This is a genomic window from Kallipyga gabonensis (assembly GCF_001286805.1).
GTDB lineage: Bacteria > Bacillota > Clostridia > Tissierellales > Peptoniphilaceae > Kallipyga > Kallipyga gabonensis.
On the sequence record NZ_CXYV01000002.1, the window covers coordinates 159205 to 179536 of the forward strand.

The 20332-nt window shown below is 53.4% G+C and carries 22 protein-coding genes; 12 read left to right on the top strand and 10 right to left on the bottom strand.

The features are described 5' to 3' along the window. Positions 1–173: 173 nt before the first annotated feature. Positions 174–1415, bottom strand: coding sequence for a S1C family serine protease (locus tag BN2373_RS02155; RefSeq protein WP_074017997.1), 1242 nt, complete (start codon positions 1413–1415; stop codon positions 174–176). 341 nt (positions 1416–1756) lie between these two features. Between BN2373_RS02155 and BN2373_RS02160 the strand changes: the two genes are divergently transcribed. Next, positions 1757–2209 carry a hypothetical protein gene (locus tag BN2373_RS02160; protein ID WP_053942547.1) on the top strand — a complete coding sequence of 151 codons (453 nt, stop codon included), beginning with the start codon at positions 1757–1759 and terminating at the stop codon, positions 2207–2209. 83 nt (positions 2210–2292) lie between these two features. Here BN2373_RS02160 and BN2373_RS02165 read toward each other — a convergent pair whose 3' ends face one another. From BN2373_RS02165 to BN2373_RS02175, 3 genes are read right to left on the bottom strand one after another with little or no spacing between them, the layout of a single operon-like run. After that, a complete protein-coding gene (locus BN2373_RS02165; RefSeq protein WP_053942548.1) occupies positions 2293–3315 on the bottom strand; it encodes an asparaginase in 1023 nt (340 codons plus the stop codon). Beyond that, positions 3308–4243: a UTP--glucose-1-phosphate uridylyltransferase GalU gene (gene galU / locus BN2373_RS02170; protein ID WP_053942549.1), complete on the bottom strand. Its 936-nt coding sequence runs from the start codon at positions 4241–4243 to the stop codon at positions 3308–3310. The genes BN2373_RS02165 and galU overlap by 8 nt, the downstream gene beginning before the upstream one ends. Beyond that, positions 4233–5039 (bottom strand): hypothetical protein, encoded by an 807-nt coding sequence (locus BN2373_RS02175; RefSeq protein ID WP_053942550.1) that lies wholly within the window; start codon positions 5037–5039, stop codon positions 4233–4235. The genes galU and BN2373_RS02175 overlap by 11 nt, the downstream gene beginning before the upstream one ends. 173 nt (positions 5040–5212) lie before the next feature. Between BN2373_RS02175 and BN2373_RS02180 the strand changes: the two genes are divergently transcribed. The 3 genes from BN2373_RS02180 to BN2373_RS02190 all read left to right on the top strand — a co-directional run bounded on the left by BN2373_RS02180 (position 5213) and on the right by BN2373_RS02190 (position 7996). Beyond that, positions 5213–6079 (top strand): YihY/virulence factor BrkB family protein, encoded by an 867-nt coding sequence (locus BN2373_RS02180; protein ID WP_053942551.1) that lies wholly within the window; start codon positions 5213–5215, stop codon positions 6077–6079. A 177-nt stretch (positions 6080–6256) separates the two neighbouring features. Beyond that, entirely contained in the window at positions 6257–6592 is a 336-nt protein-coding gene (locus tag BN2373_RS02185; protein ID WP_053942552.1) for a hypothetical protein, read from the top strand. A 105-nt stretch (positions 6593–6697) separates the two neighbouring features. Next, complete coding sequence (locus BN2373_RS02190) at positions 6698–7996, top strand: cation:proton antiporter (protein ID WP_074017942.1); 1299 nt, start codon at positions 6698–6700, stop codon at positions 7994–7996. A 25-nt stretch (positions 7997–8021) separates the two neighbouring features. On the opposite strand, the gene BN2373_RS02195 is transcribed toward BN2373_RS02190, so the two are convergent. Both BN2373_RS02195 and BN2373_RS02200 read right to left on the bottom strand, forming a co-directional pair. Next, positions 8022–8639: a CPBP family intramembrane glutamic endopeptidase gene (locus tag BN2373_RS02195; RefSeq protein ID WP_053942553.1), complete on the bottom strand. Its 618-nt coding sequence runs from the start codon at positions 8637–8639 to the stop codon at positions 8022–8024. A gap of 66 nt (positions 8640–8705) precedes the next feature. After that, positions 8706–9725, bottom strand: coding sequence for an MBL fold metallo-hydrolase (locus tag BN2373_RS02200; RefSeq protein ID WP_053942554.1), 1020 nt, complete (start codon positions 9723–9725; stop codon positions 8706–8708). A 474-nt stretch (positions 9726–10199) separates the two neighbouring features. Here BN2373_RS02200 and dhaK point away from each other — a divergent pair, with 474 nt between their 5' ends. Genes dhaK through dhaM form a run of 3 tightly spaced genes read left to right on the top strand, consistent with a single transcriptional unit; the run spans position 10200 to position 12185 of the window. Beyond that, a complete protein-coding gene (dhaK, locus tag BN2373_RS02205) occupies positions 10200–11195 on the top strand; it encodes a dihydroxyacetone kinase subunit DhaK (protein WP_053942555.1) in 996 nt (331 codons plus the stop codon). 1 nt (position 11196) lies between these two features. Continuing rightward, complete coding sequence (gene dhaL / locus BN2373_RS02210; protein WP_053942556.1) at positions 11197–11796, top strand: dihydroxyacetone kinase subunit DhaL; 600 nt, start codon at positions 11197–11199, stop codon at positions 11794–11796. 2 nt (positions 11797–11798) lie between these two features. Beyond that, a complete protein-coding gene (dhaM, locus tag BN2373_RS02215; RefSeq protein WP_053942557.1) occupies positions 11799–12185 on the top strand; it encodes a dihydroxyacetone kinase phosphoryl donor subunit DhaM in 387 nt (128 codons plus the stop codon). Between the two features lie 71 nt (positions 12186–12256). Here the strand turns inward: dhaM and BN2373_RS02220 are convergent, their stop codons facing one another. Together BN2373_RS02220 and citX are read right to left on the bottom strand one after the other, a co-directional pair. Then, positions 12257–13873, bottom strand: a complete 1617-nt coding sequence (locus BN2373_RS02220; RefSeq protein ID WP_053942558.1) for a Na/Pi cotransporter family protein — start codon at positions 13871–13873, stop codon at positions 12257–12259. Positions 13874–14001: 128 nt separating this feature from the next. Continuing rightward, positions 14002–14553, bottom strand: coding sequence for a citrate lyase holo-[acyl-carrier protein] synthase (gene citX / locus BN2373_RS02225; protein ID WP_053942559.1), 552 nt, complete (start codon positions 14551–14553; stop codon positions 14002–14004). Positions 14554–14723: 170 nt separating this feature from the next. Here citX and citD point away from each other — a divergent pair, with 170 nt between their 5' ends. The 5 genes from citD (at position 14724) to BN2373_RS02250 (ending at position 19623) form a co-directional block, all read left to right on the top strand. Further along, positions 14724–15017, top strand: coding sequence for a citrate lyase acyl carrier protein (gene citD / locus BN2373_RS02230; protein WP_053942560.1), 294 nt, complete (start codon positions 14724–14726; stop codon positions 15015–15017). Then, positions 15014–15907, top strand: coding sequence for an aldolase/citrate lyase family protein (locus BN2373_RS02235; protein WP_053942561.1), 894 nt, complete (start codon positions 15014–15016; stop codon positions 15905–15907). The genes citD and BN2373_RS02235 overlap by 4 nt, the downstream gene beginning before the upstream one ends. Continuing rightward, entirely contained in the window at positions 15904–17451 is a 1548-nt protein-coding gene (gene citF / locus BN2373_RS02240; protein ID WP_053942562.1) for a citrate lyase subunit alpha, read from the top strand. The genes BN2373_RS02235 and citF overlap by 4 nt, the downstream gene beginning before the upstream one ends. Before the next feature lie 51 nt (positions 17452–17502). Further along, positions 17503–18810 carry a 2-hydroxycarboxylate transporter family protein gene (locus BN2373_RS02245; RefSeq protein ID WP_053942563.1) on the top strand — a complete coding sequence of 436 codons (1308 nt, stop codon included), beginning with the start codon at positions 17503–17505 and terminating at the stop codon, positions 18808–18810. Between the two features lie 126 nt (positions 18811–18936). Further along, positions 18937–19623 (top strand): GntR family transcriptional regulator, encoded by a 687-nt coding sequence (locus BN2373_RS02250; RefSeq protein ID WP_053942564.1) that lies wholly within the window; start codon positions 18937–18939, stop codon positions 19621–19623. Positions 19624–19654: 31 nt separating this feature from the next. On the opposite strand, the gene BN2373_RS02255 is transcribed toward BN2373_RS02250, so the two are convergent. Then, the gene (locus BN2373_RS02255) at positions 19655–20041 is read right to left on the bottom strand and encodes a putative toxin-antitoxin system toxin component, PIN family (RefSeq protein WP_053942565.1); all 387 of its coding nucleotides are present in this window, start codon (positions 20039–20041) and stop codon (positions 19655–19657) included. After that, positions 20038–20289, bottom strand: a complete 252-nt coding sequence (locus BN2373_RS02260; protein ID WP_053942566.1) for an AbrB/MazE/SpoVT family DNA-binding domain-containing protein — start codon at positions 20287–20289, stop codon at positions 20038–20040. Before BN2373_RS02260 ends, BN2373_RS02255 begins: the two co-directional genes overlap by 4 nt. Between the last annotated feature and the right edge of the window lie 43 nt (positions 20290–20332).

The following is a 20332-nucleotide window of genomic DNA, read 5'->3' on the forward strand; positions in this document are numbered from 1 at the left end:
TTGCCATACTTTACTTAGTTAGTCGATGCTAACATCCAAGCCCGGCTAACACTAGCCATAAAGCCTACATACATATGGATTTTCACTCCTCTAGCTACCATGTGGTGTAAGAAAAGCCGGACCCCTTTGCCAGGGTCCGGCTTTTCTTTGTCTATTTGATTTTCCCGTCCTCATCAGTTGCTCTTGGAAGGAACAAAGGATTCAAAGCGAAGGTCGAGTTTTTGTGAATTCTTTCCCCGGTAAATCTCCAGCTTGGCCTGGTTACCCACCTCGTAATTGAGCAGGAGGGTTTTGAGAGAGTTCATGGACTCCACCGGCTGATCATCGATAGAGGTGATGATGTCTCCGGGGCGGAGGCCGGCCTTTCCCGCCGGTGATCCGGCAATGACTTCGTGGATGAGGACGCCCTTATCCACAGGAAGTTCGCCTGCTCCCATTTGTTTGGCGATCTCCACATTGAGCCCGGTGATGCCCAGGTAGAGGGGCTCATAGGACCCTTCCTTGACGATCTTGTCCACGATGGTCCGGATGGTGGAGATGGGGATGGCGAAGCCGATTCCGTCGGCCGCCATGGGCTTGGCGGTGTTGAGACCGATGAGCTCTCCCTTGGCATTCAGGAGGGCACCTCCGGAGTTTCCGGCGTTGATGGCCGCATCCGTTTGGATCAGGCCGTCCATGGTGTTCCCTCCCTGGAGGGTGATGGACCGGTTGAGTCCGGAAATATAGCCCGAAGTCAAGGTGGATTGGAGGTCCAGACCTAAGGGGTTGCCAATGGCTATGGCCTTATCCCCCACACTGATCTCTTCCGACTTTCCGAAGCTGATGGGCTGGAGGTCTTTCTTCTCCACCTTGATGACGGCTAAATCCAATGTGGGATCATTCCAAAGAATCTTTGCCGGAGCTTCTTCTCCATTGGAAAAAAGGACGTTGACCTTCTCGGCATTGCCATTGTCCACCACGTGGGAATTGGTCACAATGTAGCCGTCCTTGGATACGATGACACCTGAGCCTACCGATTCCGTGTACTTGGGATAGCCATAAAAGAAGGGGTTTTGGCTGGCCCCCTGGCTCAGGGTGGTGATGCCCACGATGGAGGGGGTGGCCTTCTTGGCCACCACATTTTCCACGGTGGAATCCTGGTTGAGCTCAATCTTGACTTCCTGGTGTTCTGTTTCTTTGCTATCCTCCATGGCCATGTAGGGCAAGGTGACAGCCCCGGTGCCCAGGAGTGCGGTGGAGACCCCTCCGCCAAAAAGGGCACCCACTAAGACCAGGAGAAGGGCCCGGAACCAATTGTTTTTGGGCCGGTAGTTCCTCTGCATTTCCTCCCGGATGAGCTTCCGGGCTTCTCGCTCATCGAAAGACCGGGGATGGTCCTGGTTCAGCTGATCCCCATTTGTTGTATAATCTTCCATATTTTTCCCTTCTACCCCGGTAAGGGGACAAAAGTATGACTTATTCATGGTTGAATCGGGCACAGGCCCGCATGGCCCGGCCTTGAATCCTCCTTATCATAGGGGGAAATTCTGGAGGAAATATGTTACATGGTTTCAATGCCTATACTGATCATTGGGGAAAGAACAGGCAAAAGAGTAAAATGAATGTTTTATAAACTTTTCTTTTCAAAAGATCAATATCCCTTGGCTGCTACTTAATCACTGTGATATTCTTTAGATAAGAAAATATTGTTTTTCATTCGCTTATCTGATAGAAGTGTACTGACCTCTTATTGTAATCGCTTTAAAGGGGGCTAAACATGAGAAAGAAATATAAAATCATTCTAACCATTTTAGTCGCTTCGATCATCATTTCAATCACCCTTTCTATGACATCACAGAGCGACCCTACTTTGAGCCACCCTTCCTCAAAGACCTATGACCTAAAAGATATCCCTAATCTGAATGTCCATAATTCATGTTCCGGTACGGGTGTTGTCTTTGAGTCTAATGATCGTGACAACATAAGCATTGCCCAAAAGCTTGACGAGGGTTGGATGTTGTTATATTTGGAATCCAAGGAAGGATTTCAAGGACTTGGTAAAGTAAGGGAGGGAAATGTCGTTTATTTCAGGGCGGAGGGACCTGACCAAGAATCCTATCCTGGAAGGGTGTTGAATGTTTATCAATTAGATGTTTTGGGAGATGTTGAACAGGATATGTTCAAAGAAATTAAGAAGTATATCATTAATCAGATGGTTGAACAGGATTAATATTTGAAAGCAGCTGAACTGACCCCCTAAAGTTGGATTTTTTGGTCCAACTTTAGGGGGTCACTCTATCTTCCTCCCGTTTTTTATTCTATGTCCTGACCCGGCCAGAGCCGGTCGTGGTTGATCTCTTCTTCAAAGAGCCGTCGGACCTCCTTGGGGTCCTGGGTCTTGGCCAGGATCCACATGAGCTTGCAGGCGGTAGCCGGTAGGGTCATGTCGTAGGCTTCCATGAGCCCCCAGGTTTCCTTGGCCACCTTCCCCACTTCGTAGACGGTCATGTTGGACCCTTCCAGAGGAACCTGGGTGGTCATGACCACGACCTTACCCTGGGAGATGATCTCCGCCACAGCCTGGCGGAAGTCCCCGGTCTCATAGGACGGAAGACCGCCTACACCGAAGGATTCGATGATGACCGCCCGGTAGTCCTGGGCCAGGCGGACCAGGCTCCGGGCCTTCATGGAGGGGAGGAGCTTGAGGACACCCACCTCTTCCAGGAAACCATGGTGGAAGACGACCTCCTTGTCCACCCGGTCCTTGTCATCGATGTAAAAAAGGATGTGGGGCTTTTGGATGGAGGCGATGAAGGGGAAGTTGATGGAAGCGAAGGCGTCATAGGACTTGGTTCGCTCCTTCTGGGCCCGGGTCCCGCAGATGACCTTGCCGTCAAAAACCAAATTGACATTGTGGGCCTTGGGATGGGCAGCAAAGAGGAGGCTGTCATAGAGGTTGGTCCGGGCATCTGTGGAATCCAGGTTGATGGGCTGCTGGGACCCCGTCAGGACGATGGGCTTGGGGGAGTTCTGGACCAGGTAGGAGAGGGCCGCCGCCGTATAGGCCATGGTGTCGGTTCCGTGGCAGATGACGAAGCCATCGTAGTCCTCATAATGGTCCTCCAAGCAAGCAGCAATTTTCAACCAATGCCTGGTTTCGATATTGGTGGAATCCAGGTTGATGAGCTGGAGGGGGGTCACTTCTGCAAAATCCTGAACTTTGGGCACATAGGAAAGAAGATCCTGGGCCGGAATCTGGGGGGTCAGGCCCTCCTCGGTTTGAACGGAGGCAATGGTCCCCCCGGTGGCAATGAGAAGGAGTCGCTTTTTAGTCATCCTTCCCCCTCTCTCCGATAAAACCGGTCGGATCAGCGAACTTGTCCCGAAGGTAAGCTTCAAAAGGTCCCGCCAGCTTCTCATCCCGGAGGGCGTATTCGATGGTGGCCTCCAGGAAACCCTGCTTATCCCCAATATCATACCGCCGTCCGGCAAAGTCATAGCCATAGGCCGGTCCATCCTGGGCCAGAGCACATATGGCATCCGTGAGCTGGATTTCTCCACCCACGCCCGGCGAAGTCTTTTCCAGGTAGTCGAAAATCTCCGCCTCCAGGACATAGCGACCCAAGACCGCCATGTCCGAAGGAGCCTCTTCCGGAGCAGGCTTTTCTACCACCCGGTCCATAGTCCAGAGCCGGCCTTCCATGGCACTTCCCTCTACCATATCTCCCTCGACCGGGCTCCCTTCCAGAGACCCGTACTTGGAGATTTCCTCATGGGCCACTTTCTGGCAACCTACCACGGTATGTCCCGTCTTCTCAAAAGCCCGGATGAGCTGACCGATGCAGGGGGCCTGGGGGTTGTAGACCACGTCATCCCCAAGGAGGACGGCGAAGGGTTCCCTGCCGACAAAGGCTTTGGCACAGAGGACAGCATGCCCCAGCCCCTTGGTCTCGTTCTGCCGGACATAAAAGATGTTGGCCATTTTGTTGATGGACCGGACCTCTTCCAGGGCATCAGCCTTTCCCTTGGCTTCCAGGGCCATCTCCAGCTCCACATTGTGGTCAAAGTGGTTTTCGATGGCCGTCTTCCCCCGGTTAGTCACAAAGAGAATTTCCTCAATCCCCGCTGCTGAAGCTTCCTCTACGATGAGCTGGAGGGCCGGCCGGTCAACGATGGGGAGCATCTCCTTGGGTGTGGCCTTGGTGAAGGGGAGGAAGCGGGTACCCAAACCTGCAACCGGGATCACGGCCTTTCTAACCCTCATAAAGCTCCTCCACTTCTCTTCGCTCCCTCCTCGACCGGTCCATTTTCCGTTTTGCGACAAGAGTGTAACGCGAAGGGAACATCCGGGCCAGCATCCTCTTCTCGCGGTCGGTCATGCCCCTTCGCCGGCTATTTTTCGCCCTATTCACCCGTCCTTCCCCTTGCCGGTAGGGACGGGTAAAATCTTCAGCCTTGGTGACCAGACCTTCCATCTGCTTGGCCAGTTCATCGGTTCTGGCCGCCCCCAAGATGGCCATGGAATGCAAACGCATCCGCCGACGAAGGACCCGGATCTCCGCCTTTTTCTCCTGGAGCTTTCCGGCCTGCTTGACCAGCTGAAGGTTGGTGGCTACCCGGGAAAACCGCTCTGTTGGAGATACAAAAGCCTCTTTTTCCAGGGGTTCAATGTCCGCTACCAGTTCACGGAAGGAAGGATGGCGGTGAACTTCCCAAAGGAAGTCCTCGACAGCATGGCCCGCCTGAGCCATAATCTGTACCCCCTTCCGAGACCTCCCTGCATCGGAAATCCTGCCTGAATGGCCCGGATTCAAATAATCCCTCTGTACCCGGTCAGCCTCCCTCATCAACTGATCCGCAGACATCCGGAGATACTCCTCCAGGAGATCCGCTTCCGCAATTCGATCCTCCAACCAAGCTCCGGGATTCTCAGTCTCAGCCGCTAAGCGATACTCCTCCTCGAGAGTTTGCCAGTGACGGTCACTCCTCCCTATCCGTCGGTCCACTTTTTCACCCGATAGGGGATCCCGGTCCATGATACGATGATTACGATTACCCATGGTCCCTCCTTACTTTATTAATAAAAACGATCACTTATTTCTATTATACCCCGACCGGTCAACCACAAATGGGATCTTATCGGCTTATCATATCTGATACAATCAGGGGGATAAGAAAAGGCCGCTTCCCCGGCGCCCCCCCCACCTTCCGGATATCAAGAAAAGGTTGAAACATGATCAAAATACTTACCGACAAGTCCTTCTATATGGATCTCTTGCAGACCATCCGCCGGTCGAGGATTTCCGTCCGGGCAAGCTCCCTGGCTTATTCCCTCCTCATGGCCTTCATCCCCCTTCTCCTCATCTTTCTCCAACTGGCTTCTCTTTTCCTCAACAACCCCCAGGTGGCTTTGGATGGGGTGTGGAGAATACTACCTGACCAGGTGGCTCAAATCTTCCAGGAGGTCATCCGAGTCCTGGCCGAGTCCACCTCCACCACCAGCCTGGGTCTGGGGATCTTTTCTGCCCTCTGGCTGGGATCCAATGGGATCAACAAACTCATCCTCTCCGTCAACCGGTCCCTGGGCTTCGACCTCCGGTCCAATGGACCCGTTCGCCGGGTTTTGGCCATCATCTATACGGTCCTCTTCATCTTCTCCCTGATCGTCCTCCTCCTGTTCCTGGTCTATGCCCGGAATATCGGGGGAATCTTGGAATCCCTGGCGAAAACCTTCATGGTCGAAGAGGCCCTGACCCCCTTCATCCGGGTGTTTGAGTCCCTCCTGGCCCGCCTTCTCCCCCCGGCCGGCTTCATCATCATCCTCATCCTCTTCTATAAAACCGCCCCCCTTGCCTCCAAAGGAGCCATCAGCTGGCAGGAATCTGCCCTGGGCGGAGTCTTCACCGGCGTAGCCATCCTCCTCGTCACCATTGGCTATGCCTTCATCATGGACAACATTTCTTCCTTGCCCATCTACTACGGGTCCCTGGCAGGAATCTTGGGTCTCATGGTCTGGCTCCTCTACATCTCCTTTATTCTGGTCGGCGGAGCGGAGGTCATCACCAGCTACCGGAAGATCCGAGGACGAAAGGCAGCTTGATCGAGGCTTATTCCAAGAAGAGTACCCTCCTCCAAATCCCGGGCCATAGAGGACGGCCGGCTTAATTATTTCTTTTTTGTCATATTTATTGGAGTTTAGTAAAAACCTACCTTTTTTCTTATTAACAAGTAAAAAAAATAGGAGTACAATAGGTGCGCTCGTTGAAAGGGGAAATAGATGGAATTATTAGTTATTATCTTGAACCATGAAGATCATTTTTATGCACTGATTCCCTTACTCCAGGAAAGAGGAATCCACGGGGGAACTATCCTTGATTCGGAAGGTCTGGCCTCCACCCTCCTTCAGGAAACGGATGAGTCCCGGTTCAAATCCCTCCGGTCCATGCTCAACCAGGGCCGACCCTATAACAAAACCATCCTCTTAGTATTAAAAGAGGAAATGGTGGAAGTGGCCAAGGCCTGCGTCCGTGAGGTCGTCGGCGATATTAGTCATGAAAACACCGGTATCTTATTCACCCTCCCTGTTTCTTCCTTTGAGGGGCTGACCAAATAAGGCCCTGTCCTCATCTTGGACCGGATCTCCCATTCGCTCACAAGGCATTACTTATTATTAAACCGTCATTTTTATGTCCTACACTAGAAAGAAGGCATTGATTCGATGCAAACTTTGTTTTATGTCGCCCTGCTTTGGCTGTGCGGCCTATTTTTTGCACGCTTTTTAGGGGTCTTGAAATTCCCGGACGTGACCGGCTACCTGGTTGCCGGCCTCCTGATCGGCCCCTCCGTCCTGGGCCTTTTGCCCAAGGAAGGCGTCCAGAGCCTCTCCATCATCAACGATATTGCCCTGGCCTTCATCGCCTTTTCCATCGGCCTTGAGATGGACCTGGGGAAACTGAAGAACCTGGGTTCCAAGATCATCATTGTCACCATCATCCAGGCCCTGGGTGCCTTTCTCTTGGTTACTCTGGGTGCCTATTTCATCTTCCATACCGGCCTGGGCTTTGCCCTCCTTCTGGGGTCCATCTCCTGTGCCACCGCCCCCGCCGCCACCCTCATGGTCATCCGCCAATACAAGGCCCAAGGAGACCTGGTGGATGTCCTCATCCCTGTCGTTGCCTTGGATGATGCCGTCTGCATCATCGCCTTCGGGATCTCCTCTTCCATGGCGGCCGCCCTCCTCTCCGGCCAGGCCCTCAGCCCCCTGACCATGTTTGTCCTCCCTGTTGGGCAGATCCTCCTGGCCATCCTCCTGGGCATCCTTATTGGCCTGGTCTACTCTCAATTGGAGCGGATGACCCGGAACAAGGGAGAAGTCCTCACCCTGACCGTGGCCCTGGTTTTTGCCGGATCCGCCATGGCCCTCTATCTCCACCTATCCAGCCTCCTCCTTCTCATGTCCTGCGGCCTCTTCGTGGCCAACTTCACCCGGGCAAAACGCCGCCCTGCCAACGTCATCGACCAGGTTACCGGCCCCATCTTCCTCCTCTTCTTTGTTCTCTCGGGTGCCGACCTTGACCTGTCTGCCCTGCCTGCGGTCGGCCTCTTGGGCGTCTTCTACATCGTTGCCCGGGCCATCGGCAAATACCTGGGTGCCGCCCTGTCCAGCAAGGCAACCGGCTTCCCGCCCAGCGTTTATGAGAACCTGGGTCTCACCCTCCTTCCCCAGGCCGGCGTGGCCATCGGCCTTTCCGCCCTGGCCCAGGCCCTCTATGCCAATGTCACTCCCGTCGCCGGAGCATCCCTCTTCCTCACCCCCCAAGCCGGGAGCCTGATTCGGACCATTGTCCTGGGTGCCACCATCGTCTACGAACTCATCGGCCCCATCCTGGCTAAACTTGCTCTCGACCGGGCCGGAACCATCCCCCACGAAGAAAAGAAGCCCGATCAAAAAGCGACCCGGGGCGACAAGGAATCTGCACAAAAAAGAAAGCCCTCCCTGGAAGGGAAGGCCAACTGATCACCAACAAATGAGTCGAATATCATTATGATAGCATTCCATTCATCATCCCTAAACCGACAATCAGGCCGGCCAGGGAACGAATGAACCAGGACAGAAGGAGGGATCCCCCTCCTTTTTTTTCGTTAACCCAGCCCAGGCCATAGGCCAAGGCGGCATAAAGAACAGAAAGAAGGAGGGCTTTCCAAAAGCTCATGGCCCCGAAGAAAAGGATAGCGGAGAAGAGACCGAAAAGCATGGCTTGGCTAATATTGGCGACATCAAAGTCATCCTTGTCAATAAACCGCTTCAGCAAAAAGCCCCGAAAGAAAAGCTCTTCGGTAAGTCCTGTGGTCACCAGAGCATAAACCAGGAGAACCGGCAAGCCTGCCAGTCCCAAACCATATAGGTCGGGCCATCCGGGAAGTTGGCCCCCGGCAAAGGACAGGGTCAGGACCATAGCAAGACTATATGCCAGTGTTCCCAAAATAAGAAGCTTGACCGCTCCTTTACGCCGGATCTTTTTCAATCCTATCCAATCAAAAAAGCTCCTTTTCCCTTCTTTTCTTTCGGTAAAAAACCACCAAAGAAAAGGAATGAGGGTGAAGAGGACAAGCTGGGTAATGGCCTGGACCAGAATTTTCTGTACAAGTTCAACGTCCATTGATAATCTCCTTTATCTGAAAATAAGTTTTTTCATTCTACATAAGGCTGACCATGAATAGGACGGTCATAACCGGGCTAAACTCTCCCCGGGAACCCGGTCCAAACTCGACCGGTAGAGGAAGATGCCACCCTCCCCCTCTTCTTTGGTAACCAACCCCATGGCCTCCAGACGGTCCAGATGGGCATGGGCCTCGCCCGCAGCAAACCACTTTTGGGAGGCGGGAAAATCCGCCCAGGACTTGGACCGGATGTCCCAATGCATAGCCTGAACAACATCACGACAGCTGATGGGACCCCCTTTGATAACTGCAGCCAGGGCCTCTTTCAAACGGATGTCATGGTGGTGGAAGAGGGTCCGGATCCTCTCCCTATGGTCCTTGACAAGATGTCGGTGGCTGGAGAGGAGGAGGTCGATGTCCATATGATAGACCCGGCGGAGGGAGTCAAAGTAAACCCCCAGGGGGTCCGGAAAGCCCGGCCCCCAACCGGTGATGTTGGGGGTGATTTTCCCCAGAATATGGTCCCCGCAAAAGAGGATTTTATGGCCCCGGTCATATAAGCCTTGTTGGCCGGGTGTATGGCCCGGCAGACCCACCACCTCAAAATGGTAGTCACCCACCGAAATAAACTCCCCCGGCTCTACAGGCGTGAAAGGAAAGCCCCGTTCAGGCCGGTAGGCATAGCCCGGGTGATCCTCCAGGGCAAGCCGATCCCGGGCCAAACCCTCGCAAATCGCCTCATCGACTACCGCCTTCCATACGGCGCTTTGTGGATCAACCGATCGGTTGACATAGTCCCCGTCCGCCTTCCCCATAAGAACCTCCGTCCCCCTGTCGGCAAAGAGGGCCGCCAGCCCCGTATGGTCCGAGTGGAGGTGGGTAAGAAAAAGACGATGACGGCTGAGATCAATGGCCTTATCCTGAAGGATCTTCCCCATGCTTTCTCGGCAAATGGGCCGGTTGAAGGCCGTATCCACCGTCAGACTCTCCCCCTTGGAGAGGACCAAGTAGTTGTTGATGAATTTTAATGGATTATCGGGCAAGGGGATTTCCTGAAGAAAAATCCCCTCGTGAACTTGAATCATGGCACCCTCCTTATTAATAGAAGAACCTCCCTGCCGCCGGAGGAAGATGGCCCTTCTCTCTTATCATCCTTCCTATTTTAACATAGGCGGGAGCAGGGAAAGTGGTGTTCAACGGCCCAATCCCTGGGAACCTCATGATACTGTCTCCTCCTTGGGAACCTTCAGCGGGAAAAACCCTGATAATTCAGAAAATCTTGAGAATATCAGGAGGCTGGAACCCTGATAAATACTCGGATCTGGACATTGTCAGGGTCGCAGAGCTTGGGAGCCGAGCAAACTCATGAGTTCAGATCCGGAGGAGGGAGCCACCGCCGCAGGCGGCTTGCCCTGGCTAGCGACAAATATAATCTCCCGCCAGGGCCCGGCCCCACGCCCCCATATGAAATCCATTTCCTTTTTCTTGCCCCACAGGAACCCGCAAGATATAATACAAGATAGATGGATGTATGCTGAAACCATGAAAAGGAGGTTCCGATGAAAAAGCTCATTAATGTGGCGGACAATGTCGTGGAAGAAATGATTGAAGGTATGGTCATGGCCCATCCGGACCGGATCAAACGGGTTGAGGACACCAATGTCCTGATTCGAAAGGATGCCCCGGTGGACAAGGTGGCAGTGATTTCCGGTGGCGGCTCGGGCCATGAGCCTGCCCATGCCGGCTTCATCGGCTCAGGGATGCTGGACGGAGCTGTGCCCGGGCAGATGTTCACCTCCCCCACACCCGACCAGGTCCTGGAATGCATCAAGGCGACGGACTCCGGCAAGGGTGTCTTCATGATTGTCAAGAACTACACCGGCGATGTCATGAACTTCGATATGGCCGCAGAAATGGCAGGGATGGAAGAAATCAAGGTGGAATCCGTTGTCGTCAACGATGACGTTGCGGTGGAAAACTCCTCCTTCACCACCGGACGGCGGGGCGTGGCCGGAACGATTTTCGTCGAAAAGATTTTAGGGGCCATGGCGGAAGACGGCAAGTCCTTGGAAGAAATCAAAGCCTATGCGGATAAGCTCATCCCCCAAATCAAGTCCATGGGCATGGCCATTAAAGCCTGCACGGTTCCTTCTTCCGGAGAAGAATCCTTCCATCTGGAAGACGATGAAATGGAAATCGGGATCGGGATCCACGGTGAGCCGGGAATTCGAAAGGAAGCCCTCAAGCCGGTCAAGGGTATTGTGGAGGAACTCATGGACAAGATCCTGGCGGAGCTGGACCTGTCTGACGAGTCGGAAATCGCCCTCATGATCAACGGCATGGGTGGGACCCCCCTCCAGGAACTCTATGTCATCGCCCATGATGCTCACGTCTACCTCAAAGACAAGGGGATTTCGACCTACAAGACCTATGTGGGCAACTACATGACCTCCATTGATATGGCCGGTTTCTCCCTTTCGGTCATCAAGCTGGATGAGACTTCCAAGAAATACCTGGATGCTCCGGCGGATGCCATTGCCTGGCGGGAGGTATAGTGTGAATATTGTCGAAGTGAAAAAGACCTTCGGGAAAATGACCCGGGTCATCGAAGAAAACAAAAAGCTCCTTCAGGAGCTGGATACGGCCATTGGTGACGGAGACCACGGATTCAACCTCAACCGGGGGATGCAGAAAGCCAACGAAGATGTCCAGAATATGGACTTCGCTGACCTCAAGGCCCTCTTCTCCAAGGTGGCCATGGACTTCATCTCTACTATCGGTGGAGCCTCCGGCCCCCTCTATGGGACCTTCTTCATGCGGTTCGCCCCCGTCTTTAGCGGAAAAGAAGAGATCACCCGGGAGGACTTCAATGAAGCCTTCCAAAAAGGAGTGGAAGGAATCAAGCAAAGGGGCGGGGCCAGCGTCGGCGACAAGACCATGGTCGACGTCCTGGAGCCGGTCTCCCAGGCCCTCCAGGACGGCAAGTCCCTCCAGGAAGTAGCTGCACTCGCCAAGGAAAAGATGGAAGCCACCAAGGACTACCAGGCCAAGAAAGGCCGGGCCTACTACCTGGGCGAGCGGTCCATCGGCCACATCGACCCCGGCGCCTGCTCCTCCTGCCTCCTCATCCAATGCCTGAGCGGAAATGAGGACTAGCCATGGTTGAATTCCTCATCCTCTCCCATTCCAAAAACATGGCCCAGGGGGTGAAAGAGCTGGCCGGACAGATGGCCCCCGATGTCCCCATCCAAGCCATTGGCGGAGACAGCGAAGGAAATCTGGGCTCCGACGGTGAAAAGATCATCCAGGCCATCAGCCAAGCCGGGCCGGATGGTCTCTTCGTCCTCTTCGATATGGGCTCCTCCATGATGAATGCCCAGATGGCCCTGGAAATGGCCGATCCTGATATTCAAGACCGGATCTTTCTGGCCGACCTTCCCCTGGTGGAAGGGGCCGTTCAGACTGCCATCATGGCCCAGGGCGGAGACGATTTCGAAAGCCTCAAGGCCTATGCCCGGGAAAATAAGGCGGGCAAACTCATTTAGGAAAAATTTCCAAAATACAAAGACGGTATCAGGAATTACCGATACCGTCTTTCTTTATGCCTGTTCTCCTCTTATGCATCCAGGTCGATGTTATCCTGGAAGGCTTCGGCGATGCTTTCATAGTGGAAGGCAATCCGAGAGACTGAGGTCATGAGGGAGTTGTATTGGAGGCCGGATTCGCCGTCGCAGGCTCCCACTCCGATCCGGTCCAGATGGTTATCTTCAAAAACCTGAAGGATGCCATCAAAGTCCTGAACCACGCGGATGGCACTGGTGAGGTCTCCATCATTCTCATCAAAATCTTTAATGGCTTCATAAATCTGTTCCAGATAGGTTTCCATGACTCTGATTTCATCTTGGGCCTTTTCCGAGAAGACCACTTGCCTCTCCTCATTGGTCACTGCCAGGTTGCAGATCTTGAGAATATAGTCCCCGATCCGCTCAATATCCGCCAAAATCTTCAAATCATTGGTCAACATCTGGGATTGGAGTTTATTCAACCGGCGGGTGATCAGGCGGACTGTCACCTCATTCAGCTTGCTGTTCAGGTAGTGGATGGTCTCCACCTTCTTCCGCAAGTCTTCTTCTCCCTCCTGGTCATACTCCAAAACCAGACCCATAGCCTCTCCAACCGCTTCTCGACAGATATTCAGGGTCCGGGATATTTCCAGGTGGATGTTGGCAATCAAAACCAGGTTGTCTCCAAAGGTATCCGACTTGACGTAGAGGAGCTGTCGAGGTTCGGACCGCTTGGCTTCTCCGGGAACCAGGAGGGTAGCCAACCGGGCAAAGTAGCGAGAGAAAGGAAGGAGGATAAGGGTCGTAGAGATGTTAAAGATAGTGTGGAGAAAGGCAATCTCTGCCGCCGGAGCTGAAGGAGCAAAAGCGATAATCCATTCCTGAATGGGCATGAGAAGGGAAACGAGAAGGAAGATGAGTGTGCCCAAAAGGTTAAAAAGAACGTGGGATAAGGCTGCTCGTTTGGCGTTGATATTGGCGTTGAGAGAAGCCAGGACAGAAGTGATACAAGTCCCGATGTTCTGCCCCAGAACGACATAATAAGAAATATGGAAGGGAACCAGACCCTGATTGGCCAGAGTTTGTAAGATACCAACGGATGCCGAAGAAGACTGAATAATCGCCGTAAAAATGGCACCGAAGGCAATAGCCAAAAGGGGTGAAGACAGGGTTTTCAGGAAATTGATAAAGAAGACGGATTCACGAAGGGGAACCATGGCTGCCGACATGGCTTCCAATCCCATAAAAAGAAGGCCAAGCCCCAAGACCACCTTGGACCAATAATTCCATTTGGAATGGTGGCGAAGGGAGATCAGGAAACCCATAAAAGCGATAAAGGGTGCGATCCGGGTGAAGTCCATGGCGATGAAAATCCCGGTCACCGTAGTTCCGATATTGGCACCCATGATGACGTTGATGGCTTGAGCCAGGCTCATGATCTGGGCGTTGACAAAGCCGACGACCATAACTGTTGTGGCTGAAGAAGACTGGATGATCGCTGTCACTAAGAAGCCCACCAGGACGCCCATGAACTTATTGGAAGTGAGTCGGTTAAGGATGGATTGCATCTTAGAGCCGGCAACCAACTCCAAACCTTCCGACATCAACGACATTCCATATAAGAAAAGGGCAAGGCCTCCCAATAAAGAAAACAAATGCCAAATATCCATGAATCCCCCCGGATGTCTGATTTCAAAAAATGGACTGGATAGAAACTTTACTTATTTTTTACACATTACTTTTATTATAAAGGATAGATGGCGAATATTCGAGAAGGAGGGCAAGATTTTTCCTGAAATCAGAAAAAGCCTTCCTTCTCCAAACTGTCCTCAATGAAACCTAGCATCTCCTCCACCGAATGAGCCCGAGAGCGAGCACAGACTTTTGCGGGCTGGTCGCAGAGAAAACAGGTGCGCTCCGGAAAAGCCAAATCTTCCCGGCTAATGGGTCCGGGATGAGCAGTCGTTCCGCCCCCTTCCACATCAATATCAAAGAAACGGCCAAAAACATCGCCATCTTCCAAGGCGACCATGACCCTCTTGACCGCCAAAGGGTCCCGGCCGATGACCATAAAGGCCTCCGGCCCCGTGGGAAAGTCAGGGAAATCCTCCCGGACGACCGGCGCCGTGGTTCCCAGGGTCAAGGCTTCCTCTATGGCCCCAAGCCCCTCCACAAAGAGCTTTCGGATCCATTGATTGTTCTTGACCGGTCCCGGGATATTCAGCTTGAAACAGACCACTGTTTTATCAGGCCAGTCACCCAGGAGCCGGTCAATCCGCCTCCTTCGACTCTCCCGATTGTCCAAAACCGCTTCCAGACTTGGACGATCGCCTTCTTGAAAATGATTCATCATGTCTCCTCCACATGCAAAGTGTTCTTTCGATGGTTATTCCCTGCTCGCGTCTCTTTTTTTATTTTTTTCACTTTATAATAAAAACAGGCATAGAAGAGCTTTCTTCTCTTTTATTCTATTTTTTCATTCGATCTTAATTTTGTAAAGTACAAAGAAAAGGAGGAAATATGGAACTGATCCATCGGGCCATGGCCGGAACCCTGGAATCCAGCGATGCCCAGGTGACCGTAGAGCCCAGCGATGCCCTCACCATCACCATCGAATCCTCGGTCAAAGAGCAATTCGGCCGACAGATTCAGGAAAGCGTGGAAGAGGTCCTGAAAAACCTGGAAGTGACCAAGGGAAAAATCAAAGTGGAGGACAAAGGTGCTTTGGACTGCACCCTCCGGTCCCGCGTCCAAACCGCCATCTTCCGTTCGGTCGACCAGACCAGCAACCTGCCTTGGGGGGTGAAGCTATGAGAAGAAGCATTCGCCGTACCATGATGTTCCTCAATACTCAAAAGGCCTCCCTGGTCAAGGACCCTTACGTCTACGGGCCGGACTGCGTCATTCTGGATTTGGAGGATGCGGTTTCCCAGTCAGAGAAAGACTCGGCCCGGATCCAGCTCTACAACACCCTGAAATACCTGGACTACGGTGAGGTGGAGAAATGGGTCCGGATCAACGCCCTGGACACCGAATACTTTAAGGAAGACATCAGGGCTGCCGTAGCCGGTGGCTGTGACGGGATCCGGATCCCCATGTGCGAGACCGCCAGGGATGTCCAGGTGGTGGAAAAGCTGGTGGAAGAAGCCGAAGAAGAATTCGGCCTGGAAAAAGGGTCCGTCCTCCTCATGGCGGCCCTGGAAACCCCCCTTTCCATCATCAACTGCTACGAGATCTGCACCTCTTCCGACCGGCTCATGGGAGTGGCCCTGAGCGGAGGCGACTTCGCTCGGACCATGCAGGCCACCACCACCAAGACCGGGGAGGAATACTTCTACGCCCGGTCGGCCATTGTCGTCGCCGCCCGGGCAGCCGGTGTCATGTGCTTCGATACCGTCTTCACCGACCTGGATGATATGGAAAACCTCCGCAAGGAAACCCAGATGATCAAAAATATGGGCTTCGACGGCAAGTCCATCGTCAACCCCCGGCAAATCGAAGTCATCCACGATGTTTTCACCCCGAGTGAAGCTGACATTGCCTCGGCCGAACACATCATCCTGGGGGTCAAGGAAGCTCAAGCCCAGGGAATCGGTGTTCTGACGGTTGACGGAAAAATGGTCGACATTGCTCACGTTGAAGGAGCCAAGCGGACCCTGAAGCTGGCCAAAGCCGCCGGCGTTTATGAAGGAGGTCTGGTATGAAAAATGCAGTCCATCGCAAAATCCCCGATGCCCTTCTGAAGGACGGCATTGAAGCCTTCCAGGGGGCCTTCTATCGGGATAACTACGAATTCAAGAAAGCCGCCCCAAAAATCCGGTCCCAGGTCCAGCCCGGGACTTCCAAAATGGTGGAGTCCATCAAAGAAGCCGTCGAAAAGACCGGCCTTAAGGACGGAATGACCATCTCCTTCCACCACCACTTCCGCAACGGCGACTACGTCTGTGCCATGGTTATGGAAGTCATCCATGAGATGGGGATCAAGGACCTCTATATCTGCGCCTCCTCCCTGGGCAAGGCCCAGGCCTCCCTGGTCCCCATGATCGAAGACGGGACCATCACCGGGATCTCCTCTTCCGGGGTCCGGGATGAAATTGGAGAAGCCCTCTCTTCCGGCAAGCTCAAGAATATCGCCACCATCAGAACTCACGGGGGCCGTGTCCGGGCCATCGAAACCGGCCAGGTCCACATCGATGTCGCCTTCATCGGAGCCTCCAGCTCCGACCCCTATGGCAACGCCTCCGGCAAGGGTGGCAAGGCCGATTGCGGCGTCCTCTCCTATGCCAGCGTGGATGCCCAGTATGCTGACAAGGTCGTCGTCATCACCGACACCTTGGTCGAAGCCCCCAACCTCCCCGCCCCCATCCAAGGAGTGGACGTGGACTATGTGGTCAAGGTCGACTCCGTCGGCGATCCCTCCAAGATTGCCTCCGGGGCCATCCGGATGACCAAGGACCCCCGGGAGCTCAAGATGGCCAAGGCCTGTGCTGAAGTCATCGCCGCCACCCAGTGGTTTAAGGACGGCTTCTCCTTCCAGACCGGAGCCGGCGGGGCTTCCCTGGCCGTCACCCGCTTCCTCAAACCCTTTATGGATGAGCGGGGAATCAAGATGGGCTGGGGCATGGGAGGAATCACCCAACCCATGGTGGACCTCCTCCGGGAAGGCTATATCCGGAAGCTAGTCAACGACCAGGCTTTCGACATCGCCTCCGTTGAGTCCGTCTACACCGACCCCGGCCATGTGGAAATTTCCTCTTCCCAATACGCCAACCCCATGAACAAGGGGGCCTTCGTCAACTACCTGGATTACGTCATCCTGGGAGCCCTGGAAATCGACACCGACTTTAACGTCAACACCGTCCAAGGCTCCGACGGGACCATTCAAGGTGCTCCCGGCGGCCATCCCGATACGGCAGCCGGAGCCAAGTGCACCATCATCGTCGCTCCCCTGATCCGGAGCCGGCTGGCCACCGTCCGTCGCCAGGTCACCTCGGTCACCACCCCCGGTGAGACCGTAGACGTCCTGGTCACCGACTACGGCATTGCGGTCAACCCCAAGCGTCAGGACATTTTGGAAGATCTTCAGAAAACCCGCCTTCCCCTGGTCACCATCGAAGAACTCTGCGACAGAGCTGAGGCCATCCTGGGCAAACCTGAGCCCATTCAGTTCACCGACCAGGTGGTTGCCGTGGTGGAATACCGCGACGGAACCATCATCGACACCATCCGCAAGCCTGCCTCCCGTTAGGCCAAAACTTGCTGATCATGAAAAAATCCATCTTACTTCATGGAGGAAAATATGGAAAATAAGAAAACCCTGAGACTCTTCGGAGCTCCCTGGTATATCACCCTGGCCTGCGTGGCCGTCATCTACCTGGGCGCCGCCCTTGGCGTTCTTAAAGGAAACCTGCCCCATACCATGGCCCTCATGCTGGCCATCGGCATCCCTCTCTATGAGATTGGCGAACGGATCCCCATCTGGAACACCCACATCGGCGGCGGTATCCTCCTGGCCTTCCTGGGCACCGCAGCCTATGTCCACTTTAACTTGATTCCGGAGGACCTCCTGGAAGGAATTGATGCCTTCATGGGCGACCAGGACTTCCTCACCTTCTTCATCATCGTCCTCATCACCGGGTCCGTCCTCTCCCTGGACCGGAAGATCCTACTCCGGTCCTTTGTTGGTTACCTGCCTGCTATCTTAGGCGGGGTCCTGGGTGCCGCCATCCTGGGTGTGGCCATCGGCTTAATCTTCGGGATTGCCCCCGGCCGGATCATCACCCACTATGTCCTTCCCATCATGGGCGGAGGCAACGGCGGCGGTGCTGTTCCCCTGTCCGAGATCTATGAGGGGGTTACCGGCGATAAGGCCGTCAATTACTACAACTTTGCCATCATTATCCTGACCATCGGCAACATCTACGCCATCATTACCGCAGCCCTCCTCAATGGCCTGGGCAAGCAAAAACCGACCTGGACCGGAGACCGCACCACCCTGATTCGTGGCTCCGAGCTGGCTGACCAGGACAAGAAAAAAGAAGAAGCTGTTCTTCCCGAAATCAAGGAAATCGGCGCCGGCTTCCTGGTCGCCCTGGCTTCTTATGTCGTCGGAACCATCTTCGGCAACTACCTCCTGCCCACCATCTTCGGCTTCCCCATCCACCGCCTGGCCTACATGATCATCTTCGTGGTCATCCTGGCTGCCCTGGGCGTCATTCCTGACGAAGTCCGGATGGGAGCCAAGCGCTTCCAGTCCTTCTTCACCAAGGTCTTCCTGGTGGTCATCATGGTCGGAGTCGGCATTGATCTCGACCTGGATGAACTCTTTGCCACCCTGACCTCCGTTCAGAACATCGTTGTTCCTCTCTTTGTTGTCGTTGGTGCCATCTTAGGCTCCGCCATCGTTGGTTGGTTGGTGGGCTTCTATCCCATCGACACCGCCGTCACCGCCGGCCTCTGCATGGCCAACCGTGGCGGATCCGGCGACCTGGCTGTTTTAGGTGCTGCCGACCGTATGGGCCTCATGGCCTATGCCCAGCTCTCATCCCGTTTGGGCGGAGCTATCGTTCTTATCATCGCCTCCATCACCTTCTCCTTCCTGTTGTGATAGAAAGGCTTCGGAGAAGGCTCATGAACAAAAATGACTCCTGCCGGATTTCCGGCAGGAGTCTTTTCTATAATATCTGGTAAAATAAAAGATAGAAACCCGATCCCATGATGAAAGAAGGAAGCCATGTCCCAAATCAGCCTCTCCGAAGATGTTTACCGCACTATTCGAGAAAGAATCTTCAACGGCACTTTTCCTGTCGGTATGCGGATGAATGAAGTGAGCCTGTCCAAGGACCTCCACGTCTCCCGAACTCCGGTCAGGTGGGCCTTGAAGCGGATCTATGATGAGGGCCTCCTGGACTACAGCCGGAACCAGGGCTACCGGGTTCGTGTTCTGTCTGCTGAGGATGTGGATGAAATCTTCAAAATTCGCCTGGCCCTGGAACTCTTAGCCTTCCGGGAGGCGGCTAATCGAATGGCCCCCAAAGATTATGATCATCTCAATGAGATCATGGAGGATACCGCCCGGGCCATCGATTCTAAAGACCTCCCTCAGATTATTGAGGCCTCTGCCCGCTTTAACGATGCTATCTATACCTATGCCAGGCTCCCCCGCCTCTCCTTCATGGTGGAGCGGCTCAAGGAATATCTTCTTGCCTTCCGCAATATCTCTTTTAAGGATGAAGAATCCTCCCGTCGGGAACGGGCCTTCTTTGAGCACAAGGCCATCATCAAGTCTATGAAAGAAAAGGACTTTGATACCCTGGCCCTCCAAATTGAAGACCACCTCCTTTTAGCACGGGACTATCTCATGAGTCAGGCCAAAGAATTTGAAAAGACCCATGCCGACCTCTATGAGCCTTATGAATAAAAGAAACTATAGGCTTTTTTTCCACAACATATCAATAATTTTCTAAAAAATCCGCCGCCGTTATACATCGAGGTTGCTTTAGATGAAGAACAAGAAAATCTTTATCTCCCGTTATCAATAGGTCCACTTTAGCTTCAATTGCTGCATTTAAAATCGGTTGATCCTTAGGATCACGAATCTTTCTTATTTCCCGTATAGAACACGGTATTAGTTCGTAACGTAGACCTAAAAGAAGGGCTTCCGCTCCCTGAATATGGTCCGGTGCTTTTCTCCGAACAACCTCCAGAAATTCCTCCAAGTTTTGTTCGCATAGAACCATTCTGTGTTCTTGCATAACCTTATGAAGCACTCTCGCCGGTTTAGATTTTGGAAAGAGAATGGCTGAAATAAGTATATTCGTATCAACCAGGATTCTCATATGTCATACCGCACTTCGTCAACTAACTTTTGGACATCCTCATCACCTTTCAGTTTTAGTCTTTCAGCAACTCCCTCAAAGGCAGTCTGCGCCTCATAAATTGCTTGATCGGAGGCGTTTCCGATCGTCATTTGACCTTCCCTATTTTTGACAAAAAGAACCTTATCGCCGGTTTTAAGATTTAATGCCCGTCTAACCTCAAGAGGTACGGTAATCTGTCCATTTTTTGAAAGTTTGGCTAAATTCATCTCACAGCTCCTTTCATTTCTTGAAATCTCAAGTTTCCTTTAT